The 15518-nt window shown below is 65.4% G+C and carries 19 protein-coding genes and 1 riboswitch; of the genes, 13 read left to right on the top strand and 6 right to left on the bottom strand.

Annotated elements, in window-relative coordinates; all coding sequences use genetic code 11:
- Window positions 1–48 precede the first annotated feature (48 nt).
- The 3 genes from ACQPXH_RS03600 to ACQPXH_RS03590 all read left to right on the top strand — a co-directional run bounded on the left by ACQPXH_RS03600 (window position 49) and on the right by ACQPXH_RS03590 (window position 2328).
- On the top strand, window positions 49–504 hold the full coding sequence (locus tag ACQPXH_RS03600) for an Rv0361 family membrane protein (RefSeq protein ID WP_433600896.1): 456 nt from the start codon (window positions 49–51) through the stop codon (window positions 502–504).
- 65 nt (window positions 505–569) lie between these two features.
- Window positions 570–686, top strand: a riboswitch (SAM riboswitch).
- Window positions 687–700: 14 nt separating this feature from the next.
- Window positions 701–1117 (top strand): rhodanese-like domain-containing protein, encoded by a 417-nt coding sequence (locus ACQPXH_RS03595; protein WP_433600895.1) that lies wholly within the window; start codon window positions 701–703, stop codon window positions 1115–1117.
- On the top strand, window positions 1114–2328 hold the full coding sequence (locus ACQPXH_RS03590) for an O-succinylhomoserine sulfhydrylase (RefSeq protein WP_433600894.1): 1215 nt from the start codon (window positions 1114–1116) through the stop codon (window positions 2326–2328). The genes ACQPXH_RS03595 and ACQPXH_RS03590 overlap by 4 nt, the downstream gene beginning before the upstream one ends.
- A gap of 120 nt (window positions 2329–2448) precedes the next feature.
- On the opposite strand, the gene ACQPXH_RS03585 is transcribed toward ACQPXH_RS03590, so the two are convergent.
- Together ACQPXH_RS03585 and ACQPXH_RS03580 are read right to left on the bottom strand one after the other, a co-directional pair.
- Window positions 2449–3105 (bottom strand): hypothetical protein, encoded by a 657-nt coding sequence (locus ACQPXH_RS03585; RefSeq protein ID WP_433600893.1) that lies wholly within the window; start codon window positions 3103–3105, stop codon window positions 2449–2451.
- A 169-nt stretch (window positions 3106–3274) separates the two neighbouring features.
- Window positions 3275–4018, bottom strand: a complete 744-nt coding sequence (locus ACQPXH_RS03580; protein WP_433600892.1) for a hypothetical protein — start codon at window positions 4016–4018, stop codon at window positions 3275–3277.
- A gap of 374 nt (window positions 4019–4392) precedes the next feature.
- Between ACQPXH_RS03580 and ACQPXH_RS03575 the strand changes: the two genes are divergently transcribed.
- Both ACQPXH_RS03575 and ACQPXH_RS03570 read left to right on the top strand, forming a co-directional pair.
- Window positions 4393–4881, top strand: coding sequence for a hypothetical protein (locus tag ACQPXH_RS03575; protein ID WP_433600891.1), 489 nt, complete (start codon window positions 4393–4395; stop codon window positions 4879–4881).
- Window positions 4882–5021: 140 nt separating this feature from the next.
- Window positions 5022–6122 carry a CaiB/BaiF CoA transferase family protein gene (locus ACQPXH_RS03570; protein WP_433600890.1) on the top strand — a complete coding sequence of 367 codons (1101 nt, stop codon included), beginning with the start codon at window positions 5022–5024 and terminating at the stop codon, window positions 6120–6122.
- A 15-nt stretch (window positions 6123–6137) separates the two neighbouring features.
- On the opposite strand, the gene ACQPXH_RS03565 is transcribed toward ACQPXH_RS03570, so the two are convergent.
- Both ACQPXH_RS03565 and ACQPXH_RS03560 read right to left on the bottom strand, forming a co-directional pair.
- Complete coding sequence (locus ACQPXH_RS03565) at window positions 6138–6839, bottom strand: NUDIX hydrolase (protein ID WP_433600889.1); 702 nt, start codon at window positions 6837–6839, stop codon at window positions 6138–6140.
- Window positions 6840–6862: 23 nt separating this feature from the next.
- Window positions 6863–8365: a PLP-dependent aminotransferase family protein gene (locus tag ACQPXH_RS03560; RefSeq protein WP_433600887.1), complete on the bottom strand. Its 1503-nt coding sequence runs from the start codon at window positions 8363–8365 to the stop codon at window positions 6863–6865.
- A gap of 62 nt (window positions 8366–8427) precedes the next feature.
- On the opposite strand from ACQPXH_RS03560, the gene ACQPXH_RS03555 reads away from it, so the two are divergent.
- Genes ACQPXH_RS03555 through ACQPXH_RS03540 form a run of 4 tightly spaced genes read left to right on the top strand, consistent with a single transcriptional unit; the run spans window position 8428 to window position 10048 of the window.
- Window positions 8428–8742 (top strand): hypothetical protein, encoded by a 315-nt coding sequence (locus tag ACQPXH_RS03555; RefSeq protein WP_433600886.1) that lies wholly within the window; start codon window positions 8428–8430, stop codon window positions 8740–8742.
- A 53-nt stretch (window positions 8743–8795) separates the two neighbouring features.
- Complete coding sequence (locus ACQPXH_RS03550; protein ID WP_433600885.1) at window positions 8796–9368, top strand: methylated-DNA--[protein]-cysteine S-methyltransferase; 573 nt, start codon at window positions 8796–8798, stop codon at window positions 9366–9368.
- A gap of 13 nt (window positions 9369–9381) precedes the next feature.
- Window positions 9382–9630 (top strand): PIN domain-containing protein, encoded by a 249-nt coding sequence (locus tag ACQPXH_RS03545; protein WP_433600884.1) that lies wholly within the window; start codon window positions 9382–9384, stop codon window positions 9628–9630.
- A gap of 7 nt (window positions 9631–9637) precedes the next feature.
- The gene (locus tag ACQPXH_RS03540; protein WP_433600883.1) at window positions 9638–10048 is read left to right on the top strand and encodes a cupin domain-containing protein; all 411 of its coding nucleotides are present in this window, start codon (window positions 9638–9640) and stop codon (window positions 10046–10048) included.
- Window positions 10049–10078: 30 nt separating this feature from the next.
- Here ACQPXH_RS03540 and ACQPXH_RS03535 read toward each other — a convergent pair whose 3' ends face one another.
- Both ACQPXH_RS03535 and ACQPXH_RS03530 read right to left on the bottom strand, forming a co-directional pair.
- A complete protein-coding gene (locus tag ACQPXH_RS03535; protein ID WP_433600882.1) occupies window positions 10079–10411 on the bottom strand; it encodes a hypothetical protein in 333 nt (110 codons plus the stop codon).
- Complete coding sequence (locus ACQPXH_RS03530) at window positions 10411–11751, bottom strand: Rieske 2Fe-2S domain-containing protein (RefSeq protein WP_433600881.1); 1341 nt, start codon at window positions 11749–11751, stop codon at window positions 10411–10413. The genes ACQPXH_RS03535 and ACQPXH_RS03530 overlap by 1 nt, the downstream gene beginning before the upstream one ends.
- Before the next feature lie 198 nt (window positions 11752–11949).
- Between ACQPXH_RS03530 and hsaA the strand changes: the two genes are divergently transcribed.
- The 4 genes from hsaA to hsaB are packed head-to-tail and all read left to right on the top strand — an operon-like array spanning window position 11950 to window position 15501.
- Complete coding sequence (hsaA, locus tag ACQPXH_RS03525; protein ID WP_433600880.1) at window positions 11950–13113, top strand: 3-hydroxy-9,10-secoandrosta-1,3,5(10)-triene-9,17-dione monooxygenase oxygenase subunit; 1164 nt, start codon at window positions 11950–11952, stop codon at window positions 13111–13113.
- Window positions 13114–13115: 2 nt separating this feature from the next.
- Window positions 13116–13994 carry a 4,5:9,10-diseco-3-hydroxy-5,9,17-trioxoandrosta-1(10),2-diene-4-oate hydrolase gene (gene hsaD, locus ACQPXH_RS03520; RefSeq protein ID WP_433600879.1) on the top strand — a complete coding sequence of 293 codons (879 nt, stop codon included), beginning with the start codon at window positions 13116–13118 and terminating at the stop codon, window positions 13992–13994.
- Entirely contained in the window at window positions 13994–14899 is a 906-nt protein-coding gene (gene hsaC / locus ACQPXH_RS03515) for an iron-dependent extradiol dioxygenase HsaC (RefSeq protein ID WP_433600878.1), read from the top strand. Before hsaD ends, hsaC begins: the two co-directional genes overlap by 1 nt.
- Before the next feature lie 26 nt (window positions 14900–14925).
- Entirely contained in the window at window positions 14926–15501 is a 576-nt protein-coding gene (gene hsaB / locus ACQPXH_RS03510; protein ID WP_433600877.1) for a 3-hydroxy-9,10-secoandrosta-1,3,5(10)-triene-9,17-dione monooxygenase reductase subunit, read from the top strand.
- The last annotated feature ends 17 nt before the right edge of the window (window positions 15502–15518 follow it).

Genomic DNA, 15518 nt, shown 5'->3' with positions numbered 1-15518 from the left:
TCCGGGGCCGAATGCCGGATACCGCCGTCCACCAGGGATGATCGACCCATGACAGAGCAGCAGGGCACCGATGAAGAACCGGTAATCGAGGTCGATCAGACCGATCGTCGCTCCATCGCGCCGTTCATCGCGGCGGCCGTATTCGCCGCTGTCGTGCTGGTCGCGATCGTGCTCGGTGCGGTGCTTTCGCCCGCTGAGAAAAATGTCACAGAATCGGACAAGATCGCGGCCGCGGTGCAGCGCTACGCGGAGGCCCGCGCCACCACCGACAACACACCGCCGCCGGGCGTGGCCTGTCCGGACTTCGACGAGAGCAAGACGCCGCTCGCTGGTCAGTTCGGCGGGGCCGCGGCCGGAAAGTCGATCAAGGTCACCAAGATTGAGAATGCGATGGTCGACGGCGATAACGCCAAGGCGACGGTGACCATCGCGGTCGAGGGCCGGGAGACCCCGGCAACCTGGAATCTGACCCGCTCGCAAGACCGATGGATCGTCTGCCGTTGATTCCCTGTGCGCGGTGCGAACTGGGGTTTGACATGGCGCCCCCTACCCAGGCAATCTCATTTTCGGGTCATGAGTACCAGCGCCAAGCCCCGGCTCGCTGGTCGGCAACCCTCCTCCGCGGTGGGGTGCTCCGGGTGACGACCTGGCCGCGCACCGAAACCCAGGTGCGGCAAGCGTGGATTCACAGGAGGATCGCATGACATATGCCGGTGACATCACCCCACAGCAGGCGTGGGAGTTGTTGCAGGACAACCCCGAAGCTGTCTTGGTAGACGTGCGCACCGAGGCCGAATGGCGTTTCGTCGGTGTGCCGGATACGACCTCGATCGAACGGCCGACGGTGCTGATCGAATGGGTGGACAGCAACGGCGCCCGCAACGGTGAGTTCGTCGAGCAGCTGACCAAGGCGCTGGCGGGGCGCGATCCGGCTGCGCCCGTCGTCTTCCTCTGTCGCTCCGGACAGCGTTCCATCGGTGCGGCGGTCGCCGCGACCGGGGCAGGCATCGCCCCGTCGTTCAATGTGCTGGAGGGCTTCGAAGGCCCGATCGATGAGCTCGGACATCGCGGTGGCTCCGGCTGGCGCGCCATCGGCCTGCCCTGGCGGCAGTCATGATCACCGGCGGTTCGTTCGACAAGCCGCTGCCCGAAGGCGTCGGTCCCGCGACGCTCGGCGTGCGAGGTGGCCTGCGTCGCTCGGGATTCGAGGAAACCGCGGAGGCGCTGTACCTGTCCTCCGGTTTCGTCTATGAGAGCGCCGAGGCGGCCGAGGCCGCGTTCACCGGCGATATCGAGCATTTCGTCTACTCCCGCTACGGCAACCCGACGGTCGCCATGTTCGAGGAGCGGCTGCGTCTGATCGACGGCGCCGAAGCGTGTTTCGCTACCGCGAGCGGCATGTCGGCCGTATTCACCTCGCTCGGTGCGCTTTTGGGGGCGGGCGATCGACTTGTCGCCGCGCGCAGCCTGTTCGGCTCGTGCTTCGTGGTCTGCAACGAGATTCTGCCGCGCTGGGGTGTGGAGACGGTCTTCGTCGACGGCGATGATCTGGATCAGTGGGAGCAGGCGCTTTCGGTGCCGACCCAGGCCGTGTTCTTCGAGACACCGGCCAATCCGATGCAGACCCTGGTCGACGTGCGCCGGGTGACCGAACTCGCGCATGCCGCGGGCGCGAAAGTGGTGCTGGACAACGTCTTCGCCACGCCGCTGCTGCAGCGCGGTTTCGAACTCGGTGCGGATGTGCTGGTGTATTCGGGCACCAAGCACATCGATGGTCAGGGTCGGGTGCTCGGTGGTGCGATCCTCGGCGCCGAGGACTACATCGATGGTCCGGTGAAAAACCTTATGCGCCATACCGGTCCGGCGCTGAGCCCGTTCAACGCATGGACTCTGCTCAAGGGTTTGGAGACGATGCCGCTGCGCGTGCGTCACTCGACCGAATCCGCGCTGCGCATCGCCCGCTTCCTCGAGGGCAACAAATCCGTCTCGTGGGTGCGCTATCCGTACCTGGAATCGCATCCGCAGTACGACCTGGCGACCAGCCAGATGAGTGGCGGCGGCACCGTGGTCACCTTCGAACTGAACGCGCCGGAGGCCGAGGCCAAGAAGCGGGCCTTCGAGGTCCTCAACCGCCTGCGCATCATCGATGTCTCCAACAACCTCGGCGATTCCAAAACCCTCATCACCCACCCCGCCACCACAACCCACCGCGCCATGGGCCCCGAAGGCCGCGCCACCATCGGCCTGTCCGACGGTGTCGTCCGCATCTCGGTTGGGCTGGAGGATGTCGAGGATTTGCTGAGCGATCTGGACCATGCGCTGAGCTAGACGGTACGCGGCCGTGCTGTCGGTGACGCCGGTGTGGAGTCGGCTGGCCGGTGGGTGGTTTCCGGCCGGCCGCCGAGATCGGGGATGCGGCGCGCTCTTTCGCGCCGCATTTCTGATTACCTAATTCGCAGGTTTCAGAGAGTTCTGCGCCCACTTGGTCGTACCGTCGGGCGCGTTGAGCGTGTCGATCAGCTCCACGGCCGAAAGCATCAGGACCGGTCCCCCGGCAACGATTGTCCCCAGAATGCCGCCGATCCCCGCACCGGCGATCGCGGCAGGTATGCAGCCGACCGCGAACAGCGGCAAACCCACAATGCAGCCGGTAACGCCCCCGGCGACCAGGCCGATCACGGTGCCGACGAATGTGCCGAGCGTGGCGGCGAGCCCCAATCGGGTCGAGAACTCCGCCATCGCAGCCTGGTTCTCGACGGGCGATGCGACCGGCGTGGCGGCGGGTCGCAGCTCACCGGGCGTCAACCGCAGCTCCTTCGCGTCTTTGCCGAGAGCGGAGTCGACTGTGAGCACCTTGTCGCCCACCGTGATTCGCGTTGGCACGACCAGCACGGGTGCGCCGCTCTCATCGCGAATCGTGAACGAGCTGTGCTCGTGGTCGAGTACGAAGGTCCCGCCCGATAGCGTGGTTGTCACGACACGTTCCACCGAGGTGACCTTGTACTCGATGTCATGTTCGGCGGACGCTTCCGCGTGGGCGGTTACCGGCACGATTGCTGCAACGCATGCGATACCGATCGCCGCGATGCGCGAGGTTTCGATCACGAAATGTCCTTCTCTATTTCATGGATCAGGCATGCGAGACGTGCCCGCGCAGCCCGATCGTCGTTTCATTGCAGGGCATTCCGGTCCCGAGCCAATTGGGTTCGGTACCGAAGAGGTTGGGAAAAGCCTCGATCAGCTCGAAACGGGGGATGGCATCGATGTAGGCGCGTCAGTCGCCATCGTGCCCATCCGAGAAGTAGCTGGGGACGCACGCGCGATCGAGCCGGGCGGGATACGGGTCGCCCAATCGGACCGGCAGGTGGCCCTTCCGGTATGCGCGGTCCACGTGGTTCTGCGATAGCGGTTCGGAACCGAGTGCTCGGAATTCCCACCGCGTTTCGGTGGAATCCGGTTGCCAACCGTCCGGATCGATCGCGTATACCCGCTGGACCAGTCGGTCGACGACAACGATGGCGTAATGGGCGTTGCGTCTCGCGGCGCTGCTCACCCGCCACCATCGCCGATCTCGCTCGTAGAGCGCGTCGGGAGACCGGATGGCAGACGGCCCGGCATCCGGCCACGGCTGCGAGATGATGAGCGCAATACGTTCACCGACCGCGGTGAGGGTGCCCCAGCGCTGATAGGTATGCGCCCGGTCCAGGCCCGTGACGGAGGCGACGTCGCCCAGCCCCGCCGTATGGTCGAGGGCGGCGGCGGCAGCTTCCAACATCCCGGCGTCGATCTCGTTCGCGAGCACACTGTGCACTCGCAACAGGGCTAGTTGGAACTCACGCGCCTGCACGAATTCCAGCTCACCGTCTTCATAGCGAGTCCAGGCCTGTGGCCCGAGCCCGCTCAGTTGGCCGGCGAGTCCGACGAGGATGGTCCGCACGGACCGTGACAGCCATAACCGTTCAGTTGCCCACATATCCCGCGAAAAAGCATACCCGCCGTCTACTTGTACATCGGTCATAGCCATGGACTCTAGCTGGGAGATACACCCAGTTCACAGATTTGCCGGATCGATCTTAATTAAATTTTCTCCAACCATCTTCTGATAGCTATGCATTCGCTACAAGCCGAACGATTGGTTCGTTTCTGCGTATTGCTCGATCTCGAAGACCCCAACCGAAACGGTCCTCCGGTCCACGACATCGGCTCGAATAAAACCTGGACCCCGGATAGCAGACCTTGGGCGAGATGAATGCCCGATGCCCTCCCCCAACCGATCGGCCAGCGTAACGATATGGCATCCCACCAACGACGTTTGGGCATATGTGCGTTCCCCGAACAACTGTCGATGCTCGAAAAAGGGAGTACACACTGATTGCGCCGCCGACGAATCCGATGACATCCACGGCCGCCGCCGAACCCGCCGTCATGGCCAACCGGTTCGACTGGTCGATCAGCCACGCCGACGACACGCTCGTGGTGACGTTCGGAGCGGAGCGGGCCGGAATCGAGCTACCCGCTCCGCTGCGAATCGGGGTGGAGTTGTTCTTTCAGGACAACGGCCTGTCGGGACCCACCATCGCCATCGGTGGTCCGGTCGGGCGCCATATCCGGCTCGTTACCGGCATCAGCAAAGCCGAACGGGCCATCGAGTACCTCCAGCACTGCGGGGCGGTGCTCCACGTCGGCCGCGCCGTATGGCCGTTGCCCCCGGTTTCGGGGCTCGGCCTCGCATGGTCGGCGGACGGCGGATACGGCCACCGCATACCTCCGCTGGTAGCGGTCGCCGCCGCCGTTCGAGCGGTACGGCTGTACACCCCCGACGGACTCGAGCGACTTCCGAGGCAAGGTCACCAAATGACCGGCAGTTCGTGGACGCCGTAGATATTTCATGTTGCATCGACTCAACTCCCCCTGGGGCTCGCGAACCCGTCTCGCATATAGCTTCGGCGTTATTGTCATACTGTCAATACAGCCTCGGGTCGCACCGGGAGCGCTGGATCAACGACGAACCGAGGTAAGGCGTGAGCACACCATCCACCGCCGCACAGGGCCCGCTCGCGGGCATCAAGGTCATCGAACTGGCCGGCATCGGCCCCGGTCCGCATGCAGCGCTGCTGCTGGCCGACCTCGGCGCCGATGTGGTGCGGGTACAGCGGCCCGGTATGCTGCCCGGCTTCATGGAGCGGCCGCAGTGGCGCGGGCGCACCATCGTCGAGGCCAATCTGAAGGATCCGGCGGATATCGAGAAGGTGCTCGCACTCGCCGAGAAGGCCGATGTGCTGATCGAGGGCTTCCGGCCCGGCGTCACCGAGCGCATGGGCCTCGGCCCGGATGCGGTGCTCGCACGCAATCCGCGGTTGGTCTACGGCCGGATGACCGGCTGGGGTCAGGACGGTCCGCTGGCCGAACGCGCCGGACACGACATCAACTACATTTCGCTGACCGGCGTGCTGCACGCCATCGGCCGCAAGGGCGAGCGGCCGGTGCCGCCGCTGAATATGGTCGGCGACTTCGGTGGCGGCTCGATGTTCCTGGTATTCGGCATTCTCGCGGCCCTTGTGGAGCGGCAGAATTCCGGTAAGGGGCAGGTCATCGATTCGGCGATGATCGATGGGGCGCTTGCTCTTTCGCACATGATCTGGGGCATGCGCGGCATGGGCATGTGGTCGGACGAGCGCGGCACCAATCTGCTCGATACCGGTATGTCGTTCTACGACACGTACGAGACCTCGGACGGCAAGTACATGGCCGTCGGGGCGATCGAGGCGCAGTTCTACGCGGAACTGTTGCAGGGCTTGGAAATCGACCCCGAGGGCCTGCCGATGCAGCTCGATCCGAATGGTCAGGATCAGCTGAAGAAGCTGTTCACGGAGAAGTTCAAGACCAAGACACGGGACGAGTGGGCCGCGATCTTCGACGGCACCGACGCGTGCACGACACCGGTGCTGACTTTCACCGAGGCAGAACAGAATCCACACATTGCCGCGCGCACCGGGTTGATCGAGATCGACGGTGTCGTCCAACACGCGCCGGCTCCGCGCTTCTCGCGCACCCCTGCCGGTACGCCCACCCCGCCGCCCAGCGAGGCGACGCCGATCGAATCCGTTTGGGTGGATCGATAACTATGGCCTTCTGAGCTAGTTCCGCGTCCATGTCGGCTGGGCGAAATGCGCGATCCGGGCGGCATCGGGGTCTCGGCCGAGCAGGATGACTTCACGGAACTGCCAGAGCATGGCACCGGTCGGTGCGTGGATGGTCATGTTCTCAGCGAGGCGCATCTGCAGTAGACCGGGGCCGTCGTTGGGGACCGCGGGGGCATCGGGCCGCAGATCCTGTTGTCGCACCGCCTCGTTCGGATGCACCCAATGCGGGACATCGTCGGCGGCCAGCCGGGCGAGATCCACTTGATGGACCGAGTGGACCTCGTCTGGATTGGGCCGCAACTCGGACACGTCGGCGAGAGCGGCCACGATCGGCGTGATGACGAAACCCGATGCGGCGGGAAAGTCGTCGAGCCTGCCGAGCAGATCGGCCGGGCTCGCGGTCAGTCCGAGTTCCTCGTGCAATTCACGTATCGCCGTCTGCTCAACGGTTTCCCCGTCGTCGACCCGGCCACCTGGCAGCGCCCATTGCCCGGCATTGCGCCCGCGATACGCGCGTTTGATGACCATCACCGACGGCGGACCGTCTATTGCCACCACGCACAGCAGCACCGCCGCCCGGCGAAGACCCGGTGCGTCGGCAACCTCCGTACGTGGAAATCCGCCCAACCGCGCGCCCGCCAACTCACGGAAGCCGTCGACACTATCGGGGACACGCGGTCCCGAAATGACATCCATACCTTCGATATTGCACTACCCGGTCAGTAGCAGGTGAGGGGTTGGAGGGGGTCGGCGGCGCGGGGGGTGAGGGCTTCGTAGGCGGTGGCAATGGACTTCACCGCCAAACGAAGTTCGGGTTCGGGGTGGGTGAAGGGCAGGCGGATGAAGCGTTCGAACGCGCCCTGAACACCGAATCTCGGTCCGGCGGCGAGCAATACACCGTGGTTGGGGGCGGTGGCGGCCAGTGCCGTCGAGACCGGAGCCGGTAGCTGCGCCCAGACCGACATGCCACCGTCGCCGACGATCGTGCGCCAGTCCGGAAGCTCCTCGCCGAGCGTGGCGAGCAGCGCCGCACGCTGGGCACGGAGTTGATCGCGACGGCGGGTGAGGATGGTGCCGGCATTCTCCAGCAGGTGGATGGTGGCCAACTGGTCCATGACGGGCGTGCCGAGGTCGACGGTGGAGCGGATGCCGAGCAGTTTGGTGATCAGCGACTGGTTGGTGCGGATCCAGCCGACGCGCAGACCACCCCAGAAGGATTTCGAGGCCGAGCCGATGGTGATGATCTCGCTGCCCTTGGCGAAGGCCGCGACCGGCGGGGGCGCGGTCCGGTCGGTCAGGCTGAGGTCCACCATCGACTCGTCGATCACCACGGTCATCCGGGTCTCGCGGGCGATGGCGGTCAGTTCGGCGCGGCCGTCGGCGTCGAGCAGCAGGCCGGTCGGGTTGTTGAAGTCCGGCACCAGGTAGGCCAGGGTGGCCGCGGTTTGCCTTGCGGCACTGCGGATTCCGTCGAGATCCCAGCCGGATTCCGGGGTTTCGGGGCGCAACGGCACCGGCACGGGGCGGGCGCCGACATCGCGGATCGCCTCGATGGCATTCGGATAGGTCGGGTGGTCGATGAGCACCCGGGCCGCCGGCGCGGTGAGCACATTGAGCAGCAGGCGCAGGCCGTGCTGGGCGCCCAGGGTGACCAGGATCTGATCCGGTTCGGTGGGCAAGCCGCGCTCGGTGTAGCGGCGGGCCAGTGCCTCGCGCAGCGCGAGCACACCGACCGGATCCATACCGTGCGTGCCGAGGTAGGCCGGAAGGCCTTGCAGCGCAACGGAATATGCCTCCTGCATCTCCATGGGCGCGGCCATCGCGGCGTAGGTCATATCGATGGTCGGCAGTTCCGGTTGCGCCATCATCGCCACGATGCTGCGTGCCGGTTTGGTGCCGTCGTGCTGCACGTCGCGCGGGAGGGCGACGGTACTGCGCGAACCCTGACGACTGATCAGGTAGCCGTGTTCGCGCAGCAGGCTGTAGGTGGAGGTGATGGTCGTGCGACTGACGCCGAGCGTGGTGGCGAGGTCGCGCTCACTGGGCAGTGCGACGCCGAGCGGTGCGCGGCCGTCGTGGATGAGCAGGCGGATGCCTTCGGCGAGAGCCAGATAGGCCGGGCGCGTCGACCGGCGCTCCCCTGGTTCGCCGTTCTCGTCCGCACTGCGCCAACTCCCCAGATCACGGGCAAGGCTGGCGGCACCGATAACTCTCGTCGACATAAAGTCCAGTATTAGCGAAGTGGATATTCAATGACAAGGCCAGTGCGCGCACCATTGTTGCTATGACCGCCCTCGCCACCCTGCTCGTCATCGCCGCCTTCGCCTATCTCATCCACCGGTTCGCCCCGCGGCGCCCGAGCGAGGTCTTCCGCCTCGAACGGTTCCACGCGCCGGGACCATTGACCGACCGGTCGCCTTCCTACTACGAAAACCAGCGCCAATACGCGGATCTCACCGTGATCTACGGCCGCTACGACGTGCCCGATCCGGACGCTTCGGCCTTCACACATGCCGAGCGGACCGCGCAGCGCCGGATCTCGAACCCGAGTTGCGCAGCGGTGAAGCCGACCGTCGGTGGCATCCAGGCCAGTTTCTGAGAACTGGACTGGTCTGCTCGAAGAATGTCGGACCCGGCGTGCACACTGACCGTATGAGTACTTCCGCTCGCCCGGTCACCGGGTCGGCGCTGTTCGAAACCGCGATCGGCACCTGCGCGATCGCCTGGGCCGACGACCGCGTATTCCGATTCGGACTGCCCGAGGCGAGCCCCGCTGCGACGCGGACCAGGATCATGCGTCGCAGCAGCCGAATTCCGGACGCCGAGGAAATTCCGGAGGCGAACCCCACCGGCCCGATCGCCGAAGCCATTGCCCGCATCCAGGCCCACCTCGTCGGCGAACTCGACGATCTGCGCTGGATTCCCGTGAGCACCAGTGGAATTCCGGAATTCCACCGCGCCGTCTACGAAGTGACCCGCGCCATCGATCCCGGCCACACCCTCAGCTATGGCCAGGTCGCCGACCGTATCGGCGCGCCCGGCTCGGCCCAAGCCGTCGGACAGGCCCTCGGCCGCAACCCGATCCCCCTGATCATCCCCTGCCACCGAGTCCTGGCCGCCGACCATGCCCTCACCGGCTTTTCCGCCCCCGGCGGCATCACCACCAAACAACGCCTCCTGGAAATCGAACGCACCCCCGGCTTCGGCGAACCCACCCTGTTCTGAGACCGTCGACGACATGCGGATGCTGCTCGGCTGGAACCCCGTCGATGATCGGGCCTACGCCCGCGCCTGGGAGATTCAGGCCGAGTTCACCAAGCGGGGACGGCATCGCAGTGCGGGCCCGGTCGACCTCGTCCTCGCAGCCACCTACCAGTTGCGCGGGCCGACTTTGCTGCATCGGGATCACGACTTCGACCGCATCGCCGCCGTGACCGGTCAGCGGCATCAGTGGCTGAGCCACCGGAAAACCGTCGATCGGGCATAGTCGGGACATGAGTAATGACCGACCGGCGCTGGCTGTCGCACTGGGTTTGGAGCCGCATCCGGAGGGTGGGTGGTATCGGCAAACCTGGCGTAGTGCGGCGGAATTCACGCCGGAGGGGTATCCGGGGCCGCGAGCGAGCGCTACCGCGATCTACTTCTTGTTGATGCCGGGTGAGAAGTCGGCGCCGCATACGGTGCGATCGGATGAGGTGTGGTTGTGGCATCGGGGTGGGGCGCTGGCGCTCGACATCGGGGGCGAGGAGGTTGTCCTCGGACCCGATGCCGAGCACGGGCAGGTGTTGCAGGCGGTGGTGCCCGGCGGGGTCAGTCAGGCCGCGCGACCCGCGGATGATGAGTATGTGCTGGTCAGCTGCGTAGTCGCGCCGGGGTTCGACTTCGCGGATTTCCGCCTCGACTGATTCGGCCGGCGGCACACCCGCGATCCGGTGCTACTCGCGAACCTCGAGCACACCCTCGTCGACGGCCCATTTGATCGTCTTCTCCAGTTGCGCACAGGTTTCCGGACGTCCCGGCCCGTAGCCCTGTGCGCTGAGCCTGGCGAAGACCGGGCAGCGCGCGGCCGGATTCTCGGTCCACTGCACCGAGGTCTGGTGCGACGAACTCTTGCGCACCAGCACCTCGCTCTGGCATGACTGACACCGCAGCAAGGTCAGCCCCTCTTCCAGATAGCGCTGCTTGTCGACCGCGGTCTGGGCCTGCACCGCGGCCCGCCGCGCCGGTTGGTCGGCGAAGTCGGGTGCTTTCGCCCAGCTTGCCGCCATCAGACGCCTGCTTCCGTTTCCCGCTCGCGCCGCAGGTTCTCGGCGACCTCGGCCTCCCACGCCTCGTTCGCCTTGGTGGTATCCACCTCGAATTCGAAGCGCTGGGTCATCTTGTCGGTTACATCGGCCAGATCCACATAGAACTGGTCGTACCACCGGCGCAGCTGGTAGACCGGACCGTCTTCCTCGCAGAGCAGCGGATTCTCGACCTTGGACTTGTGCTTCCAGATCTCGACATCCTGCAGGAACCCGACGCTGATGCCTTCGGTCATCTTCGCGGCCAGCTTGTCGGCCATCTCACCGTCGACGCCCTTCGGCTTCTCCAGCGAGACGCCCCACTGCAGCACGAACGAATCCTGCGTCACCGGGTAGTGGCAGTTGATCAGGACGCTCTTGACCTCGTATCCGCTGTAGATATTGACCAGCGGGTTGATCATGTAAGAGGGCCCGAAGTACGACGCCTCCGACTCGAGCAGGGTGTCGCCGCCGTACTTGGAGGCCATGCCGATATCGGGACGACCCTTGGTCTCCAGGAACTGGGTGGCGATATGCCCCTCGAAGACATTCTTGAAGTACGTCGGGAAGGCGAAGTGGATATAGAAGAAGTGGGCCATATCCACCACGTTGTCGATGATCTCGCGGCAGTTCGCGCCCTCGATCAGCAGCGAGTTCCAGGTCCATTCGGTCCACCCGCTGTCGAGTTCTTCGCTCGGATCGCCATCCGCGTCGGTATAGGGCCCGACGATGTGCGGAATGGTCACCTCCGGCGGCGGCTGGCTGCCCTCGACGTCGTGCCAGACGAACAGCTGACCATTGCGCTCGAGCGTGGTCCACTTGCGGGTCCGCGCCAGCGGCGGCACGCGCCGCGCATAGGGAATCGCGGTACATTTGCCACTCGTGCCGGACCAGCGCCAGTCGTGGAACGGGCAGGCGATATCGCCGTCCTTGACCTCGCCCATGCTCAGGTCGCCACCCATATGTCTGCAGTAGGCGTCCAGCACTCGGAGTTCGTCATTGCTGTCGACCCAGACGACGAGCTTGGTTCCGAACACCTCGACCGCGTGCGGCTTGCCGTCGCGGAACGACTTCGCCAGCCCGAGGCAATGCCATCCCCGCGCGTATCGGGTGGGCGCGGCGCCCACATCGAGCTCGCGAACCTTCGCACCGCCCCGCGGTGTCGAATGTGCCGCCTCCCGGGTCCCTCCGGGGTTACGCACGCTGCCGCCTGCGGGCCCGTCGCTCGGCGGCGGTGTCGAATGTGCCGCCTCCCGGGTCCCTCCGGGGTTACGCACGCTGCCGCCTGCGGGCCCGTCGCTCGGCGGCGGTGGGGTAACTGCCATCGCGATTCCTCCTCCTTCTGTACTAGAACACGTTACAAAAATGTCGCGTTCCACGCCAGCGATTCCGTCGACCACCTGCGAATCGGTGACGAACGCCCCTTATGGTCGCCCGTTCTCGACAGAAATAAGAACCTGTTCTAGTCTCAGAGGCAAATGAGTACCGGTTACCAATCCGACCAGGCAGGAGCAGGTCCCGCGATGACGCAAGAAGTGACCGAACGGGTCGAAGCACTGTTGCCGACGCTGCGCGAGCGCACACAGGAAGCCGAGGACCTGCGGCGCATCCCCGACGAATCGATGAAGGCACTGCAGGAGACCGGCTTCTTCCGCCTGCTGCAGCCCAAGCAGTGGGGCGGCCATGCGGCAGATCCGGTCGTGTTCTACGACACGGTTCGCAAACTGGCCAGCGCATGCGGCTCCACCGGCTGGGTGGCGGGCATCGTCGGTGTGCACAACTGGCACCTCGCATTGTTCGACCAGCAGGCGCAGGAAGATGTGTGGGGCGAGGACAACGAGGTCCGGATCTCCTCGTCGTACGCACCGATGGGCGCGGGCACGGTCGTCGACGGCGGCTACATCGTCAAGGGCGCGTGGGCCTGGTCCTCGGGCTCGGATCACGCCACCTGGGCCGTGCTCGGCGGTCCGGTGATCAAGGACGGCAAGCCGGTCGACTTCGGCAGCTTCCTGATCCCGCGCACCGACTATCGCATCGATGATGTGTGGAATGTGGTCGGCCTGCGCGGCACCGGCTCCAATACCGTTGTGGTGGAGGATGTTTTCGTGCCGAAGCATCGGTTCCTGAGCTTCCGGGCGATGAGTGAGCTGAAGTCCCCCGGCCTGGCACAGAACACTGATCCGGTGTACCAGATGCCCTGGGGCACAATCCATCCCACGACCATCTCCGCACCGATCGTCGGTATGGCGTACGGCGCGTATGCCGCCCACGTCGAGCACCAGGGCAAGCGGGTGCGCGCGGCCTATGCAGGCGAGAAGGCCAAGGAAGATCCGTTCACCAAGGTGCGGGTCGCCGAGGCCGCCAGCGATATCGATGCCGCATGGCGTCAACTGTCGGGCAATGTCGCCGACGAATACGCACTGCTGGTGGCGGGCAAAGAGATTCCGTTCGATCTGCGCGTGCGGGCACGCCGCGACCAGGTGCGCGCGACCGGGCGGGCGATCGCCTCGATCGATAAACTCTTCGAAGCCTCCGGCGCCACCGCACTCGCGAACGGCACTCCGCTGCAACGCTTCTGGCGCGATGCGCACGCCGGTCGGGTGCACGCCGCCAATGATCCCGAGCGCGCCTACGTCATGTACGGCACGCACGAATTCGGGCTTCCGGTTACCGACGGCATGGTCTAGCCGTGACTGCGACAACCGAACTCACCTTCGAATCGACCTCGCGATACGCGCAGGCGCGGCCCGATCTGCGCCTGCACTATCACGAGGCCGGAGTCGGCAACGGCCCGACGATCGTACTGTTGCACGGCGGCGGGCCCGGCGCCTCGTCGTGGTCGAACTTCGCCCGCAACATCCCGGTGCTGGCCCGCGAGTTCCACGTGCTCGCGGTGGATCAGCCAGGATTCGGGCTCTCGGACAAGCCGACCGACCACCCGCAGTACTTCGCACACAGCGCCTCCGCGCTGAAGGATCTGCTCGATGCGCTGGAGATCACCGGACGCGTGCATCTGCTGGGCAATTCACTCGGCGGCGGTACCGCGGTGCGATTCGCGCTGGACTACCCGGATCGGGCGGGCAAGCTGGTGCTGATGGGTCCGGGCGGGTTGAGCGTCAACCTGTTCGCGCCGGACCCGACCGAGGGCGTGAAGCACCTCGCGAAGTTCAATTACGAGCCGACCAGGGAAAACCTGGAGGCATTCCTTCGGATCATGGTCTTCGATCAGTCGCTGATCACCGACGAGCTGATCGATGAGCGCTTCGCGTCGGCGAGCACGCCCGAGGCGCTGGCCGCGACCAGGGCGATGGGAAAGTCCTTCGCCGGAGCCGATTTCGAGCAGGGCATGATCTGGCGCGACGCCTATAAGCTGCGCCAGCCGGTGTTGCTCATCTGGGGCCGGGAAGATCGGGTGAATCCACTCGACGGCGCGCTGGTCGCGACGAAGATGATTCCACGGGCGCAGCTGCACGTCTTCGGTGGTTGCGGGCACTGGGCCCAGCTGGAGAAGTTCGACGAATTCAACCGGCTGGCAACGGATTTCCTTGCCGGTGTGAAGGAGAAGTGATGGGCATTCGATCACTGGCGTATCTGCGCATCGAGGCCACCGATATGGCGGCCTGGCGCGAATACGGGCTCGAGGTGCTCGGCATGGTCGAGGGCAAGGGCAGCAATCCCGAGGCGCTGTATCTGCGCATGGACGACTTCCCGGCTCGGCTCGTCATCTCGCCGGGCGAGAAGGATCAGCTGCGGGTCTCCGGCTGGGAGACTGCCAATGCCGCTGAGCTGCAGGATATTCGGGACCGGCTGGATGCGGCGGGGGTGCCGTTCAAGGAGGGCACCGCGCAGGAGAAGGCCGATCGCCGGGTCTACGACCTGATCTCGTTCGAGGATCCCTCGGGCAATACCCTCGAGGCGTTTCACGGTGCGGCACTGGAACATCGGCGCGTGGTCAGTCCCTACGGACACCGATTCGTCACCGGCGAACAGGGACTCGGCCATGTGGTGCTCAGCACCAAGGACGATGCGGCGGCGCTGACCTTCTACCGCGATGTGCTCGGCTTCCGGCTGCGCGATTCGATGCGGCTGCCACCGCAGATGGTCGGGCGGCCCGCCGACGGGGAACCGGCCTGGCTGCGCTTTTTCGGCTGCAACCCGCGCCACCACTCGCTGGCCTTCCTGCCCATGCCGACCCCGAGCGGCATCGTGCACCTGATGCTCGAGGTGGAGGGCTCCGACGATGTCGGGCTCTGCCTGGATCGGGCACTGCGCAAGAAGGTGAAGATGTCGGCGACGCTGGGCCGGCACGTCAACGACAAGATGCTGTCGTTCTATATGAAGACACCGGGCGGGTTCGACGTCGAATTCGGTTGTGAAGGTTTGGAAGTCGACGACGCCGACTGGATCGCACGGGAATCCACCGCGGTCAGCCTGTGGGGTCACGACTTCACGGTCGGACAGCGGCAGCCGTAATGCACGACAGGGCGAGCGGGGAGACGATGACGACCGACGAGTATCCGGCGATCGACGGGCGACAGTTCCGAAATGTATTGGGGCAGTTCTGCACCGGCATCACAGTGATCACCACCTTCGATGCCGACGGCGCCCCGATCGGGTTCGCCTGCCAATCTTTCGCCGCCCTGTCACTGGACCCGCCCCTCGTGCTGTTCTGCCCGACCAAGACCTCCCGGTCCTGGGCGGCCATCGAACAGTCCGGCGGCTTCTGTGTGAACGTCCTCGCCGAGGAACAGCAGCAACTGTGTGCCCGCTTCGGTTCCCGCGAACCCGATAAGTTCGCCGAAACCAAGTGGCACACCTCCGAACTGGAGCTCCCGCTCCTGGACGACGCCTTGGCCACCATCCAGTGCAAGGTGGACAGCGTCGTCGACGGCGGCGATCACTACATTGTGATCGGCCGGGTGCTGGCGCTTTCGGAGTCGACCAGCTCCGGCAGGCCGCTGTTGTTCTACCGCGGCCAGTACACCGCCATCGAACCGGACAAGACCGTGCCGGCCCCCTGGCGGCACGATCTGGAGCATTTCCTCACCACGACAACGCTGGACACCTGGCTCTGAGAATATGGCCCCGCCCG

The organism is Nocardia sp. CA-135953 (assembly GCF_050955735.1).
Taxonomy (GTDB): Bacteria; Actinomycetota; Actinomycetes; order Mycobacteriales; family Mycobacteriaceae; genus Nocardia.
The sequence above is the reverse complement of the archived record's forward strand: the minus strand, read 5'-3'. Positions and strand labels throughout refer to the sequence as shown.

Coding starts and splice junctions, on each gene's coding strand:
- ACQPXH_RS03550 (WP_433600885.1), top strand. CDS start 8,796: ATGAGTACTTCCGCTCGCCCGGTCACCGGGTCGGCGCTGTTCGAAACC.
- ACQPXH_RS03580 (WP_433600892.1), bottom strand. CDS start 4,018: ATGACCGATGTACAAGTAGACGGCGGGTATGCTTTTTCGCGGGATATG.
- ACQPXH_RS03565 (WP_433600889.1), bottom strand. CDS start 6,839: ATGGATGTCATTTCGGGACCGCGTGTCCCCGATAGTGTCGACGGCTTC.
- ACQPXH_RS03535 (WP_433600882.1), bottom strand. CDS start 10,411: ATGGCGGCAAGCTGGGCGAAAGCACCCGACTTCGCCGACCAACCGGCG.
- ACQPXH_RS03555 (WP_433600886.1), top strand. CDS start 8,428: ATGACCGCCCTCGCCACCCTGCTCGTCATCGCCGCCTTCGCCTATCTC.
- ACQPXH_RS03595 (WP_433600895.1), top strand. CDS start 701: ATGACATATGCCGGTGACATCACCCCACAGCAGGCGTGGGAGTTGTTG.
- ACQPXH_RS03545 (WP_433600884.1), top strand. CDS start 9,382: ATGCGGATGCTGCTCGGCTGGAACCCCGTCGATGATCGGGCCTACGCC.
- ACQPXH_RS03530 (WP_433600881.1), bottom strand. CDS start 11,751: ATGGCAGTTACCCCACCGCCGCCGAGCGACGGGCCCGCAGGCGGCAGC.
- ACQPXH_RS03540 (WP_433600883.1), top strand. CDS start 9,638: ATGAGTAATGACCGACCGGCGCTGGCTGTCGCACTGGGTTTGGAGCCG.
- hsaA (WP_433600880.1), top strand. CDS start 11,950: ATGACGCAAGAAGTGACCGAACGGGTCGAAGCACTGTTGCCGACGCTG.
- hsaC (WP_433600878.1), top strand. CDS start 13,994: ATGGGCATTCGATCACTGGCGTATCTGCGCATCGAGGCCACCGATATG.
- ACQPXH_RS03600 (WP_433600896.1), top strand. CDS start 49: ATGACAGAGCAGCAGGGCACCGATGAAGAACCGGTAATCGAGGTCGAT.
- hsaB (WP_433600877.1), top strand. CDS start 14,926: ATGACGACCGACGAGTATCCGGCGATCGACGGGCGACAGTTCCGAAAT.
- ACQPXH_RS03560 (WP_433600887.1), bottom strand. CDS start 8,365: ATGTCGACGAGAGTTATCGGTGCCGCCAGCCTTGCCCGTGATCTGGGG.
- ACQPXH_RS03590 (WP_433600894.1), top strand. CDS start 1,114: ATGATCACCGGCGGTTCGTTCGACAAGCCGCTGCCCGAAGGCGTCGGT.
- ACQPXH_RS03575 (WP_433600891.1), top strand. CDS start 4,393: ATGACATCCACGGCCGCCGCCGAACCCGCCGTCATGGCCAACCGGTTC.